This window comes from Mycobacterium sp. TY814, from assembly GCF_030755175.1.
Lineage (GTDB): Bacteria > Actinomycetota > Actinomycetes > Mycobacteriales > Mycobacteriaceae > Mycobacterium.
Genome location: NZ_JAUFRY010000001.1, coordinates 2,819,964 through 2,841,078, shown reverse-complemented (window position 1 = coordinate 2,841,078; position 21,115 = coordinate 2,819,964). Strand labels below are relative to the sequence as shown.

The 21,115-nt window shown below is 65.4% G+C and carries 17 protein-coding genes and 1 pseudogene; 6 read left to right on the top strand and 12 right to left on the bottom strand.

What is annotated here, in order from left to right; translation table 11 throughout:
* The first annotated feature begins 125 nt into the window (after nucleotides 1–125).
* From QXH22_RS12545 to QXH22_RS12525, 5 genes are all read left to right on the top strand, one after another.
* Nucleotides 126–1,670 carry an NAD(P)/FAD-dependent oxidoreductase gene (locus QXH22_RS12545; protein ID WP_306275732.1) on the top strand — a complete coding sequence of 515 codons (1,545 nt, stop codon included), beginning with the start codon at nucleotides 126–128 and terminating at the stop codon, nucleotides 1,668–1,670.
* Nucleotides 1,663–2,586, top strand: a complete 924-nt coding sequence (locus tag QXH22_RS12540) for an alpha/beta fold hydrolase (protein ID WP_306275731.1) — start codon at nucleotides 1,663–1,665, stop codon at nucleotides 2,584–2,586. The genes QXH22_RS12545 and QXH22_RS12540 overlap by 8 nt, the downstream gene beginning before the upstream one ends.
* The gene (locus tag QXH22_RS12535; RefSeq protein ID WP_306275730.1) at nucleotides 2,570–3,958 is read left to right on the top strand and encodes a flavin monoamine oxidase family protein; all 1,389 of its coding nucleotides are present in this window, start codon (nucleotides 2,570–2,572) and stop codon (nucleotides 3,956–3,958) included. The genes QXH22_RS12540 and QXH22_RS12535 overlap by 17 nt, the downstream gene beginning before the upstream one ends.
* A gap of 125 nt (nucleotides 3,959–4,083) precedes the next feature.
* A complete protein-coding gene (locus QXH22_RS12530; protein ID WP_306275728.1) occupies nucleotides 4,084–5,232 on the top strand; it encodes a CdaR family transcriptional regulator in 1,149 nt (382 codons plus the stop codon).
* Between the two features lie 92 nt (nucleotides 5,233–5,324).
* Nucleotides 5,325–5,693, top strand: a complete 369-nt coding sequence (locus tag QXH22_RS12525) for a hypothetical protein (RefSeq protein ID WP_306275727.1) — start codon at nucleotides 5,325–5,327, stop codon at nucleotides 5,691–5,693.
* Between the two features lie 599 nt (nucleotides 5,694–6,292).
* On the opposite strand, the gene QXH22_RS12520 is transcribed toward QXH22_RS12525, so the two are convergent.
* Both QXH22_RS12520 and QXH22_RS12515 read right to left on the bottom strand, forming a co-directional pair.
* Entirely contained in the window at nucleotides 6,293–7,591 is a 1,299-nt protein-coding gene (locus QXH22_RS12520) for a glycosyltransferase (RefSeq protein ID WP_306275725.1), read from the bottom strand.
* Entirely contained in the window at nucleotides 7,588–9,804 is a 2,217-nt protein-coding gene (locus tag QXH22_RS12515) for a glycoside hydrolase domain-containing protein (RefSeq protein ID WP_371934220.1), read from the bottom strand. The genes QXH22_RS12520 and QXH22_RS12515 overlap by 4 nt, the downstream gene beginning before the upstream one ends.
* A 996-nt stretch (nucleotides 9,805–10,800) precedes the next feature.
* On the opposite strand from QXH22_RS12515, the gene QXH22_RS12510 reads away from it, so the two are divergent.
* The gene (locus QXH22_RS12510) at nucleotides 10,801–11,235 is read left to right on the top strand and encodes a hypothetical protein (RefSeq protein ID WP_306275723.1); all 435 of its coding nucleotides are present in this window, start codon (nucleotides 10,801–10,803) and stop codon (nucleotides 11,233–11,235) included.
* Between the two features lie 78 nt (nucleotides 11,236–11,313).
* Here QXH22_RS12510 and QXH22_RS12505 read toward each other — a convergent pair.
* The 10 genes and pseudogenes from QXH22_RS12505 to QXH22_RS12460 all read right to left on the bottom strand — a co-directional run.
* Nucleotides 11,314–11,774, bottom strand: a pseudogene (locus QXH22_RS12505) (transposase); the annotation flags it as partial.
* A gap of 377 nt (nucleotides 11,775–12,151) precedes the next feature.
* Entirely contained in the window at nucleotides 12,152–13,531 is a 1,380-nt protein-coding gene (dnaB, locus tag QXH22_RS12500; RefSeq protein WP_306243953.1) for a replicative DNA helicase, read from the bottom strand.
* Between the two features lie 591 nt (nucleotides 13,532–14,122).
* Nucleotides 14,123–14,581: a 50S ribosomal protein L9 gene (gene rplI, locus QXH22_RS12495; protein ID WP_306243955.1), complete on the bottom strand. Its 459-nt coding sequence runs from the start codon at nucleotides 14,579–14,581 to the stop codon at nucleotides 14,123–14,125.
* A gap of 31 nt (nucleotides 14,582–14,612) precedes the next feature.
* Nucleotides 14,613–14,867, bottom strand: a complete 255-nt coding sequence (rpsR, locus tag QXH22_RS12490; protein ID WP_065046023.1) for a 30S ribosomal protein S18 — start codon at nucleotides 14,865–14,867, stop codon at nucleotides 14,613–14,615.
* Nucleotides 14,868–14,910: 43 nt separating this feature from the next.
* Nucleotides 14,911–15,429, bottom strand: coding sequence for a single-stranded DNA-binding protein (locus QXH22_RS12485; RefSeq protein ID WP_306275722.1), 519 nt, complete (start codon nucleotides 15,427–15,429; stop codon nucleotides 14,911–14,913).
* 69 nt (nucleotides 15,430–15,498) lie between these two features.
* Entirely contained in the window at nucleotides 15,499–15,789 is a 291-nt protein-coding gene (gene rpsF / locus QXH22_RS12480) for a 30S ribosomal protein S6 (RefSeq protein ID WP_055578152.1), read from the bottom strand.
* Nucleotides 15,790–15,900: 111 nt separating this feature from the next.
* Complete coding sequence (locus tag QXH22_RS12475; RefSeq protein WP_306243960.1) at nucleotides 15,901–16,539, bottom strand: DJ-1/PfpI family protein; 639 nt, start codon at nucleotides 16,537–16,539, stop codon at nucleotides 15,901–15,903.
* Nucleotides 16,539–18,146 (bottom strand): glycosyltransferase family 87 protein, encoded by a 1,608-nt coding sequence (locus tag QXH22_RS12470; RefSeq protein ID WP_306275721.1) that lies wholly within the window; start codon nucleotides 18,144–18,146, stop codon nucleotides 16,539–16,541. Before QXH22_RS12470 ends, QXH22_RS12475 begins: the two co-directional genes overlap by 1 nt.
* A complete protein-coding gene (locus QXH22_RS12465) occupies nucleotides 18,143–20,644 on the bottom strand; it encodes a transglycosylase domain-containing protein (RefSeq protein WP_371934190.1) in 2,502 nt (833 codons plus the stop codon). Before QXH22_RS12465 ends, QXH22_RS12470 begins: the two co-directional genes overlap by 4 nt.
* Entirely contained in the window at nucleotides 20,637–21,071 is a 435-nt protein-coding gene (locus tag QXH22_RS12460; RefSeq protein ID WP_306243964.1) for a DUF5318 family protein, read from the bottom strand. Before QXH22_RS12460 ends, QXH22_RS12465 begins: the two co-directional genes overlap by 8 nt.
* Nucleotides 21,072–21,115: the final 44 nt, after the last annotated feature.

Genomic DNA, 21,115 nt, shown 5'->3' with positions numbered 1-21,115 from the left:
GGCGATCGCACCGGTGCACGTTGCACCAGTCCTGTTCAAAGCCGGTGCGCGTTGTCGTTGTGACCGAGGGCGCCGGTTGGCGAGAGTCGATGCACCAAGCAGGGAACAGCGAGGAGTTGGCAGCGATGGCAGCAGATCCAGTCACCCCGGTCGAGGAGTTCGACCGAGAATTCGATATCGTCGTTATCGGAGCGGGAATCTCGGGGATCGGTGCGGCAACGTATTTCAGCCGCGAACTCCCGCACAAGTCCCTGATCGTGCTCGAGGGCCGCGACAACATTGGCGGCACCTGGGACCTCTTCCGGTATCCGGGTATTCGCTCGGACTCCGACCTCCACACCTTCGGGTACGAATTCAAGCCGTGGCGCCATGACTCGGCGATCGCCGACGCGCACCTGATCCGGGAGTACCTCCAGGAAACGATTGACGAGAACAACCTGGGGCGCCTCATCCGGTTCAACCAACGCGTCGTGCGGGCGGAGTGGTCCTCAGCGGACTCGAAGTGGACGCTGAGTGTTCAAATCACCGACCCCGCAACGGGATTGACCATCGCGAAGACCATCCGTGCGGGATGGGTCTTCGCAGCCACCGGTTACTACCGCTACGACCACGGCTACTCACCGGAGTTTCCGGGACGTGAGGCCTTCGAGGGTTTGGTGGTGCACCCCCAACACTGGCCGGAGAATCTCGACTACAGCGGCAAAAGGGTCGTCATCATCGGCAGCGGCGCAACCGCAGTCACGATGGTGCCGGCGATGTTGACCGGCACCGCCGCCGCGCAACACGTGACGATGTTGCAGCGCACCCCGACCTATATCATGGCGATTCCCCGCGTCGACCGTGTCGCTGTCGCGCTCACGAAACTTCTTGGCGCCAAGCGGGGTTACGCGGCGACGAGATTCAAGAACATCTGGGTCGAACGGGCGATCGTGAAGGGTCTCAGGGCGTTTCCGAAGACGGGGCGGCGGCTGATCCGGCGCGAGAACATCAGGCGCCTCCCCGTGGGGTTCGACGTTGACAAGCACTTCAACCCGCCGTACGACCCATGGGACCAACGGCTGTGCGCGGCGCCCGACGGCGACTTCTTCGACGCGATCTGCTCCGGTAGCGCCTCCGTCGTCACTGACTCCATTGTGAAATTCAGCAAGCACGGAATTGTGCTGGCGTCGGGCGAGGAGCTGGTAGCCGACATCATCGTGACCGCGACCGGGCTGAACATGCAGCTTTTCGACGGCATGCCGATCATGGTCGACGGGCAGCAGGTCGACATCGCCCAGTCGTTCTGCTACCGCGGGATGCTCCTGAGCGGAATCCCGAACTGGGCGATGGCCATTGGCTACACGACGTCTTCCTGGACCCTGAAGATCAGCCTGATGTGCCGGTACTTCATCGACCTGGTCAAGCACATGGATGCGCACGGATACGACCGGGCGGTCCCGATCCCCCTTCCGGGCATGGACCGCAGGCCAGTCATGGATCTCCAATCCGGTTACGCCAAGCGTGGCGCGAAGATCTTGCCCAAACAGGGGCCGGCCGCACCCTGGCGGATGGCGATGTCCTACCAGGAGGACGCCAAAGCACTGCGTGGTCCGGTGGCCGACGAGAACCTCGATTTCGGCACCAGCCAGTCGACTTCGCGGCGTGCACAGAGCCGGCCGGCACATGTCTGACAACGCAGGCGACCAGTACGCTGCCCTACCGTCCGGGACGACGATTTGTTTCCGCGATTTCGGCGCTCAGCACGACCCGACACTCCTGCTGATCGCCGGGCTGGGCGAGGATCTGACCGTCTGGACCGACACTTTCGTCGGATCGTTTGTCGCCCAAGGCTTTCGGGTCATCATCATGGATAACCGGGACGTCGGTCAGTCCACGTTCGTCGCAACGCCGCCACCCCGAATGTGGCGTCAGGTTCTTGGCTGCCCGCGCAGTGACGGTTACTCGCTGGCGCACATGGCCGACGACTGCGTCGGTGTGCTCAACCATCTCGGGATCGCTCACGTTCACCTGGTTGGACGATCGATGGGAGGAATGATCGCGCAGACGATAGCCGCGACCGAGCCTCAGCGAGTCCTGTCCCTGACCTCCATCTACTCGACCACCGGGTCGCGCAAGGTCGGCCAACCGGCTCTGTCGACGATCCGCCTGCTCATGGGCCCGCCGGCGAGAACCAGAACCGCAGCGGTCCGCGCCCACCTGCGCATCACCGGCCACATCGCCGGATCGGCGTACCCCATCGATGACGCCGAAGAGGCCGCAGTCGCAGCGCGCGGCTGGGATCGCAGCGGCGGCGACCAGGCCGCCGGCGTGGCCCGCCAGATTCAGGCAATCCAGTCCTCCGGAGACCGCACCGCACAGGTGCGCCGGATCGTCGCTCCAACGCTGGTCATCAACGGCGATCGAGACCGGATGGTGAATCCCAGCGGCGGCACCGCAACCGTCAGCGCAATCCGATCGGCACAGCACGTCGTCATCCCCGGGATGGGCCATCACATTCCCAGGGCCCTGGTGGGCCCGATTACCCAGTACGTCTCACAGCACGCGGACCGCGTCAACCAAGGAGGAAGCCGTGTCGAAATTTCCTAAGGACGGCGCTGACGTCGCATCCGTCGATGTCGTGATCGTCGGTGCCGGCTTCGCCGGCCTGAGTGCCGCAGATCGCCTGACGAGCATGGGCCGGTCGGTCATGGTCCTCGAAGGCCGTAGCCGCGTCGGTGGCCGATCGTTCACCGGTGAGGTGGCCGGGGTCAAGGTCGACCTGGGCGCGACATGGGTCGCGCGACGGCACACAGCGATCCGCGACCTCGCCACGCGCGTGGGATGCACCACGAGCGGTCAGTTCAACCAGGGCCGCAACGTTCTGTGGATGGATGGACGGCGCCAGACCTACAAAGCCAACATTCCCGCGATCTCACCGGCAGCCATGGTGGACATGGCGCGCATGAGCATGCATTTGAAGAAACTGGTGGCGACCATCAACGTCGACGCCGCCTGGGAATCCCCAGACGCCGCGCAGCTCGACACGATCTCTTTCGGCAAGTGGCTCGATCGCAAACGCGCCAGGGCCAGCACGCGTGCGCTGATGACCATCGTCAGCAAGGTGCAGTGGGGCGCCAGCCCGGAAGACGTCTCGCTACTTCATGTGTTGCGCTACATCCGCGCCGCGGGTGGGATCGACCACATGCTGGACGTCGAGGGCGGGCAGCAGCAAGACCGATTCAACGAAACCACGCAAGAGATCGCCAGACGGCTTGCCGAGAAACTCGGCGACAGTGTGGTTGTGGATGCGCCCGTTCGACGAATCACCCAAGACGACAACGGCGTTATGGTGTGCACCGACTCGACGCGAGTCAACGCCCGATACGCGATCGTCACCACGGCCCCCGCCCACCGCGGCGACATCGCGTTCGAACCCGTGCTCCCGGAAAAGGCCGCGGGACTCACAAAGACGTGGCGCATGGGCGCGCTCAGCAAGGCGTTCGTCGCCTATGAGACGCCGTTCTGGCGGACCGACGGACTTTCCGGCGAGGCACTGATCGACGCCGGGACGGTGTTCATCACCTTCGACGTGTCGCCCGGTGATGGGGGGCCGGGCGTCTTGATGGCGTTTTGCGACCCCCGCACATTCGACGGTTTCGGCCCGGACATTCGACGCAGCCGCGTCATCCAGCAGATGGTCGATTTGTACGGCAACCGAGCGAGCAGCCCCATCGATTACATCGACCATTGTTGGGGCACAGAAGCATTCGCCCCTGGCGGACCGAATCCCGCGGTAGCGCCCTACGCGTCGACGAGCTACGCCAGCGCCCTCACCGAACCCCACGGGCGCATCCACTGGGCCGGCACTGAAACCGCAGGCGAGTGGGCCGGATGCATGAACGGCGCCGTGCTGACCGGTCTGCGGGCCGCCGAGCGGGTCACCCAGCTACTCAACGTGGAGGAGCCGGCCCCGGTGTAAGGCTCCCCGACTGGTGGCGATCAGGGGAGACTGTCGACATGGAGGAACTGTGGGCCCTGCCCAACCGCGAGGTCGCAGAAGCGATCCGGTCACTGTGCCAGCAGCTCATGGCGGACACGGACGCCGTGACCGACGACATCGCGTCAGCCGCCCTCATGGTGCAATACGAACCTGCGCTGCTCCCGGATGCATCGCTCGTCGAGGAGGACCGCCACCTCAACCACTCCGATCTTGTCCAGTGGCTTACCTCGAACATCCAGCATCCGGGGCAGCGGGTCGAGCCCTACATCGGCCCCAGGATCGCGGCGTACATTCGCGACCTCGTATCCCGCGGTATCGCACCCGATTTCGCCGGCGGATGGCGGGTGGCGCTTGACGTCGGCTGGCGCCGATGGCTCGAAGAATGCGTGGCACGCTATGGCAACTCCGACGTCTTGGTGGACGTGCTCGACGTGTCGGCGAAGTCGTTGGTGCAGTACGCCATCGACTCGGTCTCAGCCTTGCGCGAGGCCAGCCTTGCGGCCGCGATGGGTAACGCGGATGCCGACGCGATCGCGCTGATCCAACTGATCGCCAGTGGCGCGCCCATGACCGAGGATCTTGCGGAGGCCCGCCTGAGATACCGGATGAACCGCCCGCACGTCGGCCTCGTCGCGTGGACCGACGAACCTCAGCAGGCCGGCGCGTTGGACGAGGTGGTCGCGGCCGTGAATTCCGCTTCGGCAGGTCGGAGCGTCCTGGTGGCCCGTGCGAGTACTACCTCGCGTTGGGTCTGGCTATCAGGGCCCGGCGCTCCGGATCTCCACTATGTCGAGAAGGTGGCGGCGCAGGCGAAGGGCATTCAAGTGGCGGTCGGAAGGCCGGGGCACGGACTCGAAGGATTCAGGTCTAGCCACCAGGACGCCCTGGCGGCCCAGTCGTTGGTGGTGCGGCTCGGATCCGACCGGCGCTTTACGGCGTACGCCGACGTCGAGCTCGTCGACAGCCTCACCAAGGACCGAGTCAGCGCACAACGGTTCGTCACCAAAACTCTCGGACCGTTGGCCGAAGCAGACGAAGCGTTGCGCCAGGCGCTGCTGACCTACGTGCAGTGCGGCTTCAATACCACTCGGGCAGCGGCCAACCTGTACGCCCACCGCAACACTGTCGAGCGTCGGGTCTCACGCGCCAACGAACTCTCCGTGGTGAAAGTGGAAGACAACCCAACCCATGTCGCCGCTGCACTCCTGGTGCTGGATATTGCGCCGAATATTGCGGCAGCCGCACCCTTCTGAGCTGAGGGAGCAGTTGGTGGTGTGTTGGTCTCTCGCGGCCGGCGTCGCCGGGTTGGCGGCCTGAGAATTCTGCGAGGTCTAGCGTAGGCGGAATGGGTTTGTTCAGTCATGAGGAGTTCCGGGACCCGGCCGACGGCGTTGGTGGCGGCGCCAGTGGTGGGGTTGTTGAGCGAGCTCGGCGTGCAGAGGTGGACGAGTACGGGGTGGATGACCCTGCGGTGGTGGGTCCGGGGTTGCTGCCTGAGGATGGTTCGTGCGGTCAGTTCGCTGTGCAGTTTCACGTGTCTACGACAATGCTGCTCGGGCTGAAACGTATTGCGGATATGCGTGGGGTGAGCGTGCCGGAGGTATGCCGGCAGGTGATCGGGGTGTTTGTTGCCCAGCAGGAGGGTGAGCTCGGTGCACTGCTTGCTGCCGAGGCCGAGGCGGCTGATTACCGTCCGAGTTTGGGTCAGGCGTAGTTGCGGCGGTCGTGAGGTCCGCTGAAGGAACCGGTGCGGCTGGCAGCAATAGACGTGCGGGGGTGTAGGTTCTCACCCGCGTCGACATCCCCAGCAGCGACTGACCAGGCGCTTTGTGGATCGTCTGACGGCAAGTGCACCTCGGTTTGTCTCACGAAAGGCGTCATTTCCTACACCGATGACAGGCACCACTCTGGGATGGCCTTCGATTTATGCTGTTTCCCACGTGTCGGTGCCAACGGCTGCGCCTGGTTGATCGTCGGCAGCGAAATCATGCTGGGCGGACCGGCCCGCCGACCGAGTGGCATGTCGGCACTAACGACGCGCTGAGACTTGCCCCCCAATTCGGTGGCATCGCTGGCGGCGGGCACCTCACGGACGCGATCCCGTCCAGGTTTGCGCGGCGCGTCTCAGGCCAGCCTCACGGAATTGTATTCCGTTCTCGCGCTTGCAAATTGGGCTTCGATCAGCGACGACTCGGCGATCGTCTGCAATTGCGGCCACTCGGCCTCGCTGTGGTTCGGAGAACGACTCGATCCACGCCTGATCCTGGGGCACGCCGCGGCGGCCGTGTACCGCTCGACGGCGGAGGGGCCCGTTCAGGTGCCGGTAGCCGCCAACTCGGCCGGCCCGATGTACCCCGGCGCCTCGCTCGTCCCGAACATGTCGTCGAAGACCCGGAACCGATCGAAGGTCAGAGCGTGCTGCCGCGCTCTCATCTCCATCGCGTGTCGCTCGGACTCCGGCAACGAGATCGCCTGGTCGATGGTTTCCGCGAGCGCCGCCCGGTCGCTGTGCGGCACGATGAACGCGGTGTTGCCCACCGCTTCCCCGGTCCCACCGGTCAGGCAGGTGATGATGGGGCCACCGCCCGCGAGCATCTTCTCGGCCAGCGCGATCCCGAAGGTCTCGACGAACTCCGGTTCCGGCCGCGTCGGCAGGGCGTAGGCCGCGCAGCCGCGCATCAGCAGCGGCTTCTCGTCGTCGTCCACGTCACTCAGGAAGACGATGCGATCGTCCCCCGCCGCCAGGTCCTGGTACTCCTGCAGTTGCGGTCCGGTGCCGGCGACGACGAGCTTGACCTTCTCCGCCGCAGCGGAATCGCGGTAGGCGTGGATCAGATCGTCCACACCCTTGGCCCGAGCGACCCGGGACAGGAACAGAACGTAGCCGTTGCGCTCGAGCCCTCGACTGGCCAGGACCGCCTCGACGGCGTCCTCGTCGAGGTCGAGGAACGCCCCGGTGTCGATCGCCGGGTAGCTGGTCTCGATCCGATCGCGGCATTCCTGCGCGAACCGGGTCCCGGCGCGTTCGTCGAGTTCAGTTGCCGCGGCAACGATCTCGTCCTTCGTGTATTCCGACACGGCGACGACCCGGTCGCTGCCTAGGTAGCGGGCCATCAGCGCGATCGCGGCACCGACCGCCCCGTCGAGCAGGCAGTTGCGAATCACATTCGTGACATCCGACCCGACCGCCTTCGCGATCGTGGTGACATCCGTGTCGAGACCTGCCGCGGCGGCCGCGCTTACCGCGTCCCCGACCACCGTGGTGTGCGGCATCAGGTACATCGACAGGCAGGTCGTCGGAACACCGTCGGTGAGCAGTTCCACCAGGCGCCCGGTGAGGCCGGCCAGGTAGCGACCGTCTGGGACGCGGTAGTCACCGACCGGTTCGGGCCGCTCGACGGTGATGCCGGGACTGTACTCCTGCAGGCGATCCAACGGTTTCAACGGGAGTCCCGCAGCTTCCAATACGGGAATCGGCCACGTCAACAGTCGAACGTCGTCGAACCCGCGCTTCAGCGCGACCTCGGCGAGGTTACGGGCCTCGCCGCTGTGGCCGCAGATGACCGGGTCGGCTCGGACGATGATGACGAGACGACGAAAAGGACGCTTCATGGTGCCCCCTGGGTCGTTGGGACGGGACCACGGGCCGACGGAGGTCTCTCCGACCGGCCCCACGAACTGGGTTCCGGACCCAGCTCGATGTGCAGCGTTCCTGCTGCGTGCAGCTCCTCGGCAGAGATGTAGGTTCCGTGAAGCGGTGTGCCGTTGAACGTTGCGGCTTGCACGTACTGCACCGGTGGAGTCGAGTCGATGCCGTCGGACCCGATCGGCTGCTCGACGAATCCACTGGTCGTGATGGTCAAATCTTTGCCCCGGATCAGTAAGCGAGAACGCTCGAAAGCCGGAGTGTTCACCAAAAAGAGACCTTGGCCGGCCACTGGGAAGAGCCCCAGCGACGCCCACACGTACCAGGCGGATAGGCCGCCGCTGTCGTCGTTACCGGGCAGGCCACCGGGGCCGGTGCCGAACTGCCACGTCAGCGCCGCGTGCACCACCTCGGCCGTCCGGTCGGGTCGGCCGGCATAGTGGTAGGCCCACGGGGCCTCCATGTCCGGTTCGTTGTTCAATCCCTCGAACCGGTTGAGCGCGTAGCCGAACTCCATCTCGGCGGGCTTCGGTTCGATGCCCGGCTGGGTCACCGGTTCGGCGCAGTAGCCGAAGAAGGCGTCGAGCATGCCGACGAAGGCCTCGTCCCCGCCGGCAAGAGCGATCCGCCCGGCCATGTCGTGCATCAACCGGAACGAGTAGTTCCACTTACCGCCCTCGTAGTACTCCGAGTCCTTCAACAGGCCGTTCGAGGCGTCGAACGCGTTCACCCAACCCGCGCTACGCTCCTCGGACTCCACGGCGAGCCGGGTGTCCCCGACCGCGCGGGCGACCTTGGCGGTGCAGTAGTGGGCGTAGGCGAGGTCGAGGGTGTGGGTGATGGGGTGGACGATGCCCTTCTCAATGAAGTCCTCGCCGTACATCCGCCGCAGGTCGTCGACCATGTGGACCAGGGCCCAACTCCAGTCGATCTCCCGCAGGTTCAATTCCTGCGCGTCGGCAAGCGCGGTGTGGGCCAACGCGCTCGCCTGCCGGAAGAACCGGTCCGCCCCGCGGGCCATCCGGTAGCCGACCGGGAAGTTGCCCTCTTCCTCGCAGACCCGGATCAACGACTCCAGGAGGTCCGCGGCCCGTTCCGGCACGATCGCCATGAGCAGCGGGATCTGGGTCTTGTAGATGTCCCACATGGTGCAGACGTCGAACGCGAACGGCCCGCTGTTGGGCCAGAACGGGGACTCGTCGTCACCGAAACAGGGCTTGATCAGGGAGTGGTAGAGCGCGGTCCCGAAGACCTGACGGCGCGCCTCGGAGCCACCTTCGACCTGGATCAGGTCGAGGTGTTCCTTCCACTTCTTCCGGGTCCGGGCGCGGACGACGCTGAAGGCGTGCTTGCCGCTATCGCACTCGGTGCGCAGGTTGTCGGTTGCCTGCTCGGTGCCGCGCAGGGAGAACCCGATCCGGACCTCGATCACGGTCCCCGCCTGGGCCGGCCCCATGAACAACAGCCCGAACGGCCGCAGGGTGGTCGGGCGGATGTAGTCGAAGTCGAGCCGGGTGCCCCCTTCGATCAGTCGCTTGTCGTGCCAGAGCATCTGGCGCCAACCGGGGGCCTCGACCTCGACGGCGACCGAGAGCGGCACCCCCTCCATCACCACGGTGCCCTGCGCCTTGCCGCGGCCAAGGTTCTCGACCTGCGCGCGCAGCGGCACCGTCCGACCGTGCTCGATCACCAAGCCGCCGCACGAGAGGTCGAGCACGACGCGGGCGTTGCGGTGCTCGGGGAACGTGTAGCGGTGAACCGCCACCTTGTCCCCCACGGTGATCTCGCACCGGATGCCGTTGTCGAGGGTCGCCGCGTAGTACCCGGGCGACGACGTCTCGGCGTGGAGCGCCCACGCGGTCCCGAGGTTGTCCAGCGGGTCCAGCATCGGCGTCACTCGGGCGTAGTTGTAGTACTTGCGAATCGCCCCTGTGCCGGACTGCTGGAAGTGCGTGAACCCCGACGCCTGGGTCTCGGCAAAGATCTCCGTCGGCAGTCCCTCGGTGATCTTGGGGTACCGGCCGTAACCGGTCGGGTAGGCACCGGAGTACGCGCAGGCGGACACCATGCCGAACGGGGAGACCGCTCCGGGGTGGGTGTTGCCCACCTGCGGCTTCGGCCACCACCAGGTCGCAGCGAGGTCCCGCGGCGGCGGTAGCTGCGTCGCGGCGGTGCCGATGAAGGGATCAATGTGTTCGAGGATGGGGGCAGGCTATATAGTCGCGCGGCGATCACGGGTTTCCGCCGTGTGAACTCCTTGGGTCGGGCGAACGACGCCGCGGCCCGGCGTTCACGTTTCCTCGGCGACCACCGGCCACAGACACGCGTAGAAGACGCCCAGGGACAGGTAAGTCTTCAACGTGCCCTCCTGTGCCCTCCTTGGAACGGGGGGTCGCCAAAGCCCCGGAAGCCGGCCGTGTCCGGGGAGTAGGTTCTCGACTTCAATGGCCATTAGCAGTTCAGTGCGTTCGGTCGATGACCAGTAGGTGCTCGAGCGTGCTTCTGCCCGCGGTGCCACGGAAGCCGTCGCATCACCGGCCCGTCCAGCACCGGACACGAATCGACTGTCTCACCTCGCGAATGCGATCCGGTGCAGCCCTACTCGGCATGTCTCAAGTTGACCGCATAAGTGCTGTCTTCGTGCAGCCGAACTTGAGAAGGTGCAGTCAAACTTGAGAACCTACAGCGCCATAATTGTAGGTTCTCAAGTTCGACTGCGTCTGGTGATGGGTTTGACCTGTGGTTTTGTGGTTTTTCTCACGGACGTTGCACGACTTGTTGTCTCACGAACCGCTTCAATTCCTACGGATGAAACGAAACATCAGCTGTTAGCAGCAGAACTACGCGACTTGGCTCGCAACACCGAGTGCAGCCGCCGAGGGAATATCAAGCATTGACGACCCGAGCGCTGTCGACAGCTTCTGACCTGGGCGTACGTCGTCATCATCGTCGGTGTATGCCAGTACGATAAAGCTACAAGTCGAGGCCCCGCAGGAGGTGCCGTGATGGAACGCAAGACACCCAAGAAGGTGGTGGTGTCGAAGGCTGCCGTCAAGAGATCCGGGGTGCGGGCAACGAAGGCGTCGGCCAAGTTAGAGGGCCGTGTCGTCCCCCCTGGCCACCGTCGATCAGCGGCGGTGAAGGCGTATCTCGCAAAGCAGCAGCCGCCCAAGCTTTGAAGCCGCTGACGCCCGGTTACGGCGAAACCCCGCTTCCGCGCGGCGAACTCAGCGCATTGCTACCCGAGATCATTGACATTCTGGACGAGCCGATCACCCGCGCCGATGTCTACGACCTCGAACAGGGGCTTCAAGATCAGGTGTTCGATGCGTTGATGCCGTCGGCGCTCAAGGGGCTTTTCCTGCGCGGCCAACGAGACGGCGATTTCTGGCCCGACCTGACCTCGACCTGGCTGACCGTAGCCTTCTACAACCTGATCACCGCAGCCGCCTCGTCCATCCGGACCGGACAAGCAGCGCCACGCGATTTCACCACAATGGTCACCGAATCTCCTGCAGGACGGGGTTTGCAGGTAGGCAGGACCGACATCATGGGCACAAGCCTCGGACGTCGTTCCCGGGTGAGCCCCTTCCCGTGTGTCGTCAGGTGAGACCCGACGCTCACAGTGGTCGGGCTGGTCACGTCCAGAGACGTGATGTAAGGCGCCGTCGTGTGATTTCTCATTGTCCTACTTAGGCGGCTGGTGCTGCAGGTCCGCCCTGCTGTCCGGTGTTGCGGTGGTGGTGAAACGGAACTTGCTGAGGACGTCAAGGCCGAGGTGGCGGCGGGATCCGGCTCACTGGTCGTGGTGTTCGGCCAGGACGGCGCAGACAAGGCGGATCCAAGCATCGCGCTTGGGGAAGATGCCGACGACATCGGTGCGTCGGCGGATTCCTTCACCAAGCCGCTCTCGGGATTTTTGGACCTATCTGGCGCCAGATCCGCGCGGGAAACACGGTGAATGCCAGCAGGTCAGGGCGAGCAGCTTCGAGCTGGTCGGTGACCTTGGGCAGCGTGTGGCCAAGGCCTCGATGATCCGGTCATATTGCGCCCCAACGGATTCACGTCGGACTGGTCGAAAACCGAGCGCAGCAGCGCCTTAACCCATAGCCATGAACTCCTAGGGGTGATGGCCATCAAGTTGGTGGCGTCGATGGACCTCCCCTGACATCCATGCGCCACGCCGCCGAGAGACCAGCCGCTATGTTGCTTACGCTTGACGACAACGCCAATACCGTTGACGTACAACGCATTTCTTCCTACTGGATGAGAACCCACAACGCCCGACCGCTGGTGTACGCCAACCCCTGGACCCGCCGCGCCGACGCATCGCGCGCTTGGATCAGAACTAACTGACATCGAATGAGATCTTTAGACATTCAGATGACATCGGAACTGAGACGATGACACATTTTTTGAGAACCGGTTGATCGGCGTTGTCTCACCGCCGCTTCAAATTTGAAATCCTCTGGACGTCGCCCGTGAGATTTTGAACCGCGGCGCGAGACCCTACAACGGGGCGGCTCTCACCGCGCCATGTTGGCGAACCGCGACAAGTGCAGCTGATGAGCGACGGTCACCGTCTTGGTGGGGCCGTTACGGTGTTTGGCCAGAATGAAGTCTGCTTCTCCCCCGCGCGGATCGTCGCGCTCGAACGCGTCGGGGCGATTCAGCAGAATCACCATGTCCGCGTCCTGCTCCAGTGAGCCCGACTCGCGAAGGTCCGAAAGCATCGGCTTTTTGTCCGTGCGCTGCTCCGGGCCACGGTTAAGCTGACTGATCGCGACCACCGGGACCTCGAGCTCCTTCGCCAAAAGCTTCAGGTGCCTTGAGAATTCGGACACTTCGATCTGCCGCGACTCAACCTTCTTGCCCGACGTCATCAGCTGGAGATAGTCGACGACAACCAGCTTCAGATTGGCCTTCTGCCGCAGCCGGCGCGCCTTCGCACGGATCTCCATCATGGTCAGGTTGGGTGAATCGTCGATATACAGTGGCGCCTCGCTGATTTCACTCATCCGGCGCGCCAGGCGGGTCCAGTCGTCATCGGTCATGCGGCCCGAACGCATGTCGGCCAGTTTGATCTTCGCCTCCGCCGACAGCAGCCGCATCACGATCTCGGTCTTGCTCATTTCCAGGGAAAAGATGACGCTGGCCATCCGGTGCTTGATCGAGCATGAGCGCATGAAATCCAGGCCCAGGGTCGACTTCCCCACACCAGGCCGCGCCGCCACGATGATCATCTGGCCGGCGTGCAGCCCGTTGGTCACCTCGTCGAGTTCGGTGAAGCCGGTCGGCACACCGCGTGAGATGCCGCCGTTGGAGGCGATGGCGTCGATCTCGTCCATCGTCGGCTGCAACAGATCTTCCAATGGCACGAAGTCTTCCGAGGTGCGTCGCTCCGCTACCTCGTAGATCTCGGCCTGAGCGCGATCGACGATCTCGGCGACATCGGCGCCGTCGGCACCGGCGTAGCCGTACTGCACCACCCGGGTTCCGGCCTCGACAAGACGCCGCAGCAGCGCCTTCTCGGCGACGATGCCCGCGTAGTAGCCGGCGTTGGCCGCCGTGGGCACGGTGGAAATCAGGGTGTGCAGATACGGCGCGCCGCCGATGCGGCGCAGCAGCCCGCGCCGGTCCAATTCGGCGGCGACAGTGACGGCGTCGGCCGGTTCACCACGACCGTAGAGATCCAGGATGGCGTCGTAGACGTTCTGGTGGGCGGGTCGGTAGAAGTCGCTGGGCCGCACGCGCTCCAGGACGTCGGCGATGGCGTCCTTACTCAGCAGCATCCCGCCCAGCACCGACTGCTCTGCGGCGAGATCTTGAGGAGGCTGGCGACCGTAGTCCTCACTCGGCGGCGGGGTATCCATCCCCGGGTGAGGCATGTCATCGACGACCGCCACGGACCACCTCCCTCCGACTCAAACACCGAACATACATTCGATCGCTGATATTCAGAGCGTAAGTCAAGCCACCGACACCCGCCCCCCTGCTCGAGTGGGCCGGCTTCTCCGCCGGCCGCTGGCCCGCATCGTCGCCGCCCGTCGCACGAGTGGCCGAAGCCACGTCGTCTAGCGCCGGGATGAAACGTAAACGTTGCTGGACGGGACTCCAACAGCGCCTGTTCATGAAGCTGTGGATTGAGTGTGCATATCGTTGAACACCAATGTTGAACGGGGTGTGGAGTACCTGTGGATCATTACGTGGTTTTTGTCCATCACTGCTGCTGACCGCCATACAACGCGGTCAAATTCATGTGGACAAGAATCTCTCCGGCGTGTCGGCGCAGGTTATCGCGTCGGGCGTGTTGGTTTTCGCTGACGTTGTCGGGGAGTTAATGCGCGGTTACGGCGACCCCGGCCGGGCACCTTCGGAAAAGTTCGCCAGAATACCGCTCCGCGAAAGGCCGAATTCACATGAAACTCTGGCAAATTCTGGGCAAGCCAAAACCCGGTGCAGCCGCGACGGCCACACCGGGTGAGGGGTAGATCTGGTTAGCTCTGGCCGACGACCTCGAGGGCGACCTCGACGTCGATCTCCGGGTGCAGGTGCACCACCACCGGATGGGTACCGACAGCCTTGATGTGGGCCTTGGGCATCCGGACGATCCGCTTGTCCAGGTTCGGGCCGCCGGCCTTCTTGATCGCGGCCACCACGTCGCCGGCGGTGACCGAGCCGAACAGCTTGCCGCTGTCAGCGGCGGTCTTCACCGGCAGCGAGACCGAGCCGAGCGCCTGGATGGCGGTCTTGATCTCGTTAGCGTGCTCGCGGTCGCGGACTGTCTTGGTCTCGCGGGCGCGACGGATGTCGTCGGCCTGCCGCTGAGCACCGCGCGAGGCGACGATCGCCAGACCCCGGGGCAGCAGGAAGTTGCGGCCGTACCCGTCTTTGACTTCGACCGTGTCGCCGACGGAACCGAGGTGGTCGACGTCAGCCGTGAGAATCAGCTTCATCGTTTAATGACTTTCGTTGGAGGCGCGGTGATCAGCGCGTCGAGGAGGTGAAGGGCAGCAGCGCAACCTCGCGGGCGTTCTTCACCGCGACCGCGATGTCCCGTTGGTGTTGCACGCAGTTACCGGTAACCCGACGGGCCCGGATCTTGCCGCGCTCGCTGATGTACGTGCGCAGCAGGTTGGTGTCTTTGTAGTCGATGTTCTGGCCCTTTTTGGCGCAGAAGACGCATTTGCGCGCCTTGATCGGCTTTTCCGGAGCCGGGCGCCGCTTGGTGGACTTGGCCATGGTGTCAATCTTTCCGTTCTTGTGCTGTGAAAGTTATTCGAGGTCAGAAGGGCGGTTCGTCGTCGCCGCCACCGAACGAACCCGAGGCCGGGGCGCTGCCCCACGGGTCCTCACCGGAGCCGCCGGACTGCGCCGGCGATGACTGCCGTGAACCGCCGCCGCCACCACCACCGCTGAAGCCCCCGCCGCCGCCGCTGCGGCTGGCCTTGTTGACCTTGGCGGTCGCGTACCGGAGCGAAGGCCCGATCTCGTCGACCTCAACCTCGACCACGGTGCGCTTCTCGCCTTCGCGGGTCTCGAAAGACCGCTGCTTGAGGCGACCGGTGACGATCACCCGGGCTCCGCGGGTCAGGCTTTCGGCCACGTTCTCGGCGGCCTCGCGCCAGATGTTGCAGCGCAGGAACAGCGCCTCGCCGTCTTTCCACTCCCCACTCTGGCGGTCGTAGATCCGCGGGGTGGATGCCACCGTGAAGTTGGCCACGGCCGCACCCGACGGTGTGAACCGCAGTTCGGGGTCAGCGGTCAGGTTTCCTACGACAGTGATTGTCGTGTCACCAGCCATGAATGCCTCCTGGGTCCGCCTGGTGGATGGTTATGGAATTGAGCCTAGGCAACCGCTCCGACAGGGCTGTCAGTGCTTGTCGGTGCGCATCACCTTGGTGCGCAACACCGACTCGTTCAGGCTCAGCTGGCGGTCGAGCTCGGAAACCGTCGCGGGGGCGGCCTTCAGGTCGATGACAACGTAGATGCCTTCAGCGTGCTTGGCGATTTCGTACGCCAGCCGCCGCCGGCCCCAGATGTCGACCTTCTCGACCGATCCACCGTCTTTCCGGACGACGTTCAGAAACGTCTCCAGGGACGGGGCAACGGTGCGTTCGTCGAGCGTGGGGTCAAGGATGACCATGATTTCGTATGGACGCATAGGGACCTCATCACCTCCTCTGGTCTGTGCGGCCACGGAACCTCCGTGGCAGGAGGGTCGCCTGCGTCGGCAACCGCCCCAGGCTACCGGATGGCGGGGCGGACCCGAAATTCACTTCCGCGACTGCGCGAACTCGAGCGCCCTGGCGCGCGTCGCCTCGTCAGCCCTGGCCCATGCGCCGGAGTCGAACGGCGGCTGGGGGTCGTACTCGATCAGCAGCTGGGCGGCTTGGGCGGCGACCCGGTCGAACAACAGCTCGACGAGCCGCAACGCCATGTCGATCCCGCTGGACACTCCCGCCGCGGTGATGATGCGCTGCGGCAGATGCTCGACGACGCGTTCGGGCACGTACCGCGCCCCCAACCGGTTCAGGTCGTCGGCGGCGCGCCAATGGGTCGTCGCCGTCAAGCCGTTCAGCAGACCGGCGCTGGCCAACAACAACGCGCCGGTGCATACCGACGTGGTGTACCTGGTACCCGGATGCACGGTGTGCAGCCAGCCGCGGATGGCTTCGTCGTTGACGAGTGCCCGCGTCCCGATGCCGCCGGGGAACACCACCACATCGGGGGTGGCGACCTCGTCGAACGTGGCATCGCAGGCAACCCCCAGCATGCCGTTCTCGGTGCGGATCTCACCGCGCCGCTGGCCGACGAACACCACCTCGACCGACGGAATGCGTTGCAGCACTTCGTAAGGCCCGATGGCATCGAGTGCGGTGAAACGCGGAAACACCGGGATGGCGACCTGCATTACTGCCCGGCCAACTCAGGCACCGCCCGCGGGCGCCGGGCCGGACGCAACCACGACGGCAGCCAGGCGGGCGGGTTGTCCGGTGCCAGGTCGTAGCAGCCGCCCGCGGGATCGTCGACCCGGCCCTGCCAGCGCACCAGATCCTCGGCTGGGCGGTAGATCTGCCGAATAACCAAGGCGCACAACCCCATTACCGCGATATCGCGCAACAGCACAGTCGTGGTGAACCATTGCAGCGGCAACGATCGGTTGGGGTTGCCGTACAGGTAGTACATCCTGGGCACCCACACCAGCGCGTCAATCGTCATCCACGCCAACAGAACGCGGCGGTGCGGCACAGCCAGCACCGCCAACGGCACCAGCCACAGCGAGAACTGGGGGCTCCAGACCTTGTTGGTCAGCAGGAAGGCCGCGATCACCAGGAACGCCAGCTGCGCCAGCCGGGGCCGCTGTGGAGCGGTCAATGCGATGTACGCGATTGCCGCGCAGGACAATACGAGCAGCGCGGCGACGACGCTGTTCAGTACGGTGGGCGGCTCCCAGAAGCCCAGTTTCGGATCGAATCCGCGCCAGCCGGTGAACGATTTCACCACGTTGAACAGCGAGTCCATGTCGTCTCCGCGACGGGTGTTGAGCCGGAAGAATTCCGACCACCCCCGCGGATAGAGCACCATGATGGGCAGATTGACTGCCAGCCAGGTCGCCGCGGTGATCAGCGTGGTGCGACCGGCATCGCGCAGCCGTCCCGACCGGATGCCCAGCACCAGCAACGGTCCCAGGAACAGCAGCGGATAGAGCTTCGCCGCGGCGCCCAGACCGATCAGCACGCCGGCCAGCGCGGGTTTGCGCCGGGCCCAGGCCCACAGGCCGCCCATCGCGAAAGCCGTTGCCAATGCATCGAAATTGGTGAAAATCTGAAAGATCAGCAGTGGAGACGCGGCCACCAGGGCGCCATCCCAGATCCGGCGACCCGCCAGACCCGCCGTGGCCCAGACGGTGAACAGCCAGGCCAGCGCCAAGCCGAACGCGGCGAAATTGAAGAACATCACCACTTCGGCGACTACCGGAACGGGCAGGATCTTGCTCACCGCGGTGTACGCCTTGGCCAAGCGCATCGACGCGTACTGGTAGACACCGGTCAGCACCGGATATTCCATGTAGCGGACCGCGATCTGGCCGTCGTAGCGGATCTGCGGCGTGCCGCTGCCGTCCGTCTCGATCCAACTCGACTTGTACGGAAACTTGCCCTGGCTCAACAACTCCGCGCCGTAGAGCGGCACCGTGTCGGAGTAGCACAGTTCGTAATAGGCCCGCTGGTTGTCCCAGTTGGCGACTCGCTGCTCGCCTGTCCCGGTGCCGGTGCTCTGCAGGCACGCCGCCTTGGTCGACCAGCCCAGCGCCAGAAACACCAGGGCGAGCAGGAACATCACCCGCACCGGGGTCATGATGCGGGTGCGGCCGATCAGCGCATGCCGGCCGACGGGTCCGCCGATCGCGTTGGCCAGCGCGGTACCCAGAACGTCATTGCGGCTGGGGCAGTCTCGGTTGTCAGCACTACGGCGGTCAGCGGCCAGTGGCCGTGGCGAGATGGTGGTGCGCTCGCTCACGGGGGCGGTTGGGGGACGTCGGACGGCGGTGGCAGCGGGGCCGGCCCACCGGGCGGCGGCACGGTGATCGTGGTGGGCGGGCCCACCGGAATCGTGATGCCGGGCGCCACTTCGACGGTGGGCTGGATGACCGTCTCCGACGGCGGGGCCGGCGGCGGGGGCGGGGGCGCCGCGGGCACGCCCGCGTAACCGCCGATCTCCGTCGGCTTGGGGAACGTCTCGTTCGGGGCGCCCTTGAGGGCACCGTCCATGGTCGCTTTCCAGATGTCCGAGGGCAGTCCGGAGCCGTACACCGCTCCACCGGAGGCGTTCACCAGGGGCTCGTCACCCTTGACGGTGCCGACCCACACGGCGGTGGACAGCTGCGGCGTGTATCCGACCATCCAGGCGTCCTTGTTGGAGGTGGTGTCGCCGAACTGGGTGGTGCCGGTTTTGGCCGCGGACTGCCTGCCGCCGGCCAGATTGTGGCCGCGGGAGTACCCGGCGATCGGCACCATCGCCGCGGTGACGTTGTCGGCCACCGCCTTCGGGATGCGCTGGTCGCCGCTGTTGTCCGCGGTGCTCGCGTCGAACAGGACCTGTCCCTCGGCGTTGACCACCTTCTGCACGAAGTGTGGCCGGTGATAGATGCCGGAGGCGGCGAGCGTCGCATAGGCCGTGGCCATGTCGATCACCCGGGTCTGGTACTGCCCCAACACGATCCCGTTGTTGGGCGGGCCGCCCTTGCCGTCTTCGGACAGCGTGTGCGGGACACCGGGGAAGCTGTCGGCGACCCCGGCCTGGTGCGCGGCGTCGGCGACGGCCTGGGGGCCACCCTTGAGCTTGAGCATCAGCCGGTAGTAGGAGGTGTTCAGTGACATCTTCAGCGCCTCGGCCAGGTTGCAGGTGCCGCAACTCTCGCCCTCGACGTTGGTGATCTTGATGCCGTCGACGGTCAGCGGGGAACTGTCCACCTGATAGCCCAGGCCGATGCCCTGCTCGAGCGCGGCCACCAGGGCGAACACCTTGAACGACGACCCGGTCTGCAAGCCGGCCTGCGCAAAGTCGAAGCCCAGGGCGTTGGATCCGCCGTAGTACGCCTTGACGGCCCCGGTGCGCGGGTCGATGGAGACCGCCGCCGAGCGCATGTCGGGGTCCTGGCCGTCGAGGTACTTCGACACCGCCTTGTCGGCGGCCTGCTGAGCCTGCGGATCGATGGTGGTGGTGACCTGCAGGCCCTGGGTGTTCAAGGTCTGCTCGTCGATGTTGAACAGCTCGAGCAGTTCCTTGGTGACCTGTCGTTCGATCAGCCCGTTGGGACCGGTGGTCTGGTTCTCGGCGCGGGCCTGATCGGGCGACACCGTCGCGGGAAACACCTGACCCTTGCGGTCATCGGCGGATAGCGCCTTGGTCTCCACCATGCCGTCGAGGACCCAGTTCCACCGCGCGAGCGCCCCGTCGGGGTCGACGGCCGGGTCCAGGGTGGACGGACGGCGGATCAGCGCGGCCAGCAGCGCGCCTTCGGAGACGGAGAGCTGTTCGACGGGCTTGTTGAAGTAGGCCTTGGACGCCGCGGAGATGCCGTACGCGCCGCGGCCGAAGTAGATGATGTTCAGATAAGCCTGCAGCACATCGTCTTTGGACCACTCCCCCGACATCTTGGTGGCGATGACGAGCTCTTTGGCCTTGCGCATCAGGCCGCTCCACCCGTGCTGCGCGGAGCCGACCAGTGCGTTCTTGACGTACTGCTGGGTGATCGTCGAGCCGCCCTGCAGGTCTCCCCCGAACAGGTTGTTGCCGACCGCCCGGGCGAATCCGCTGAAGGAGAACCCGGGGTTGGAGTAGAAGCCGCGGTCCTCGGCGGCGATCACCGCCCGGCGCACATGGACCGGGACCTGGCTGAGATTGACGTCGACCCGGTTGCCCTCGGGCGGAACGATTTTGGCGATCTCGCTGCCGTCGCTGGCCAGGATCGTGGACACCTGATTGGTGCGGATGTCTCCCGGTCGCGGCACGTCGACGATGAAGTAGGCCATCGTGAAGGTGACGATCGGCAGCAGGATCAGCACCGCCAGGCTCAGGTACAGCGAGCGCCGCACCCAGCGCCAATTGATCTGCTGGGACCAGTTCGGCCTGGGCCGCGGCCCGCGCGCCGAGCCGGCGGGACCCGACGGCGGCGGTCCGCCCGGTGGACGGCGCTGGCCGCTGAGCCGGTCCCGTCCGGGGCGGGACGGCGGGGCGTCCAGCGCGGCCTTGACCTGGCCGACCGGATCGGGGGGCGGCGACACTGGCGATTCCAGCGCGGCCTTCACCTGGTCGATGGGGTCGGCGTGCCGGCTCGGGCGGTCGTCGGGCACGGCCGGGATGACAGTGGTCAGCCGGTCATCGGGGGGCACCGGACGGCGCGGGGGCGGTGGAGCGCCCCGCTGCTCACCGCCGGAGTGTCTGCCGCCATCCGCTGTCGTCGACTCATCCGGTTTGTCGCTGGACGACTGGTGGTGGCGCCCTCCGCTATTCACTGGCCGTGCGGGCGCCATTGCGCGCCGTCCGCTTGCCGCCCGAACCCCGTGGTGGGTGGGCGGGCACTGCCGCACCCAGGACGTAGGACTTCACCAAGTGGTTCCAGCTGCAGGTCCGGCACACCTCCACCACGTGCACAGCAAACTCCGAAAACCGGGTGGCCAGCAGTACGAGTTCCTCGGCGGTGCGCGCCGAACCCGACACAGCACCAAGATGTTCGCCGAAAACCCAGGACACGATGGTGAGCTGCTCCTTGCGGCAGATCGGGCACATCACCTGGCTTTGTTTCCCGTGAAACTTTGCGGCGCGCAGCAAATAGGGGTTCGCGTCGCAGACCTCGGAGACGCCGGTGCGTCCCGAGTACACCTCGGCCAGCAGTGAGCGCCGCCGAAGCGCGTAGTCCACCACCTGTCGCTGCAGTCGCACGCTGACCAGAGTACGTCGCCGCCCCCGGCACCGACACGCAACTC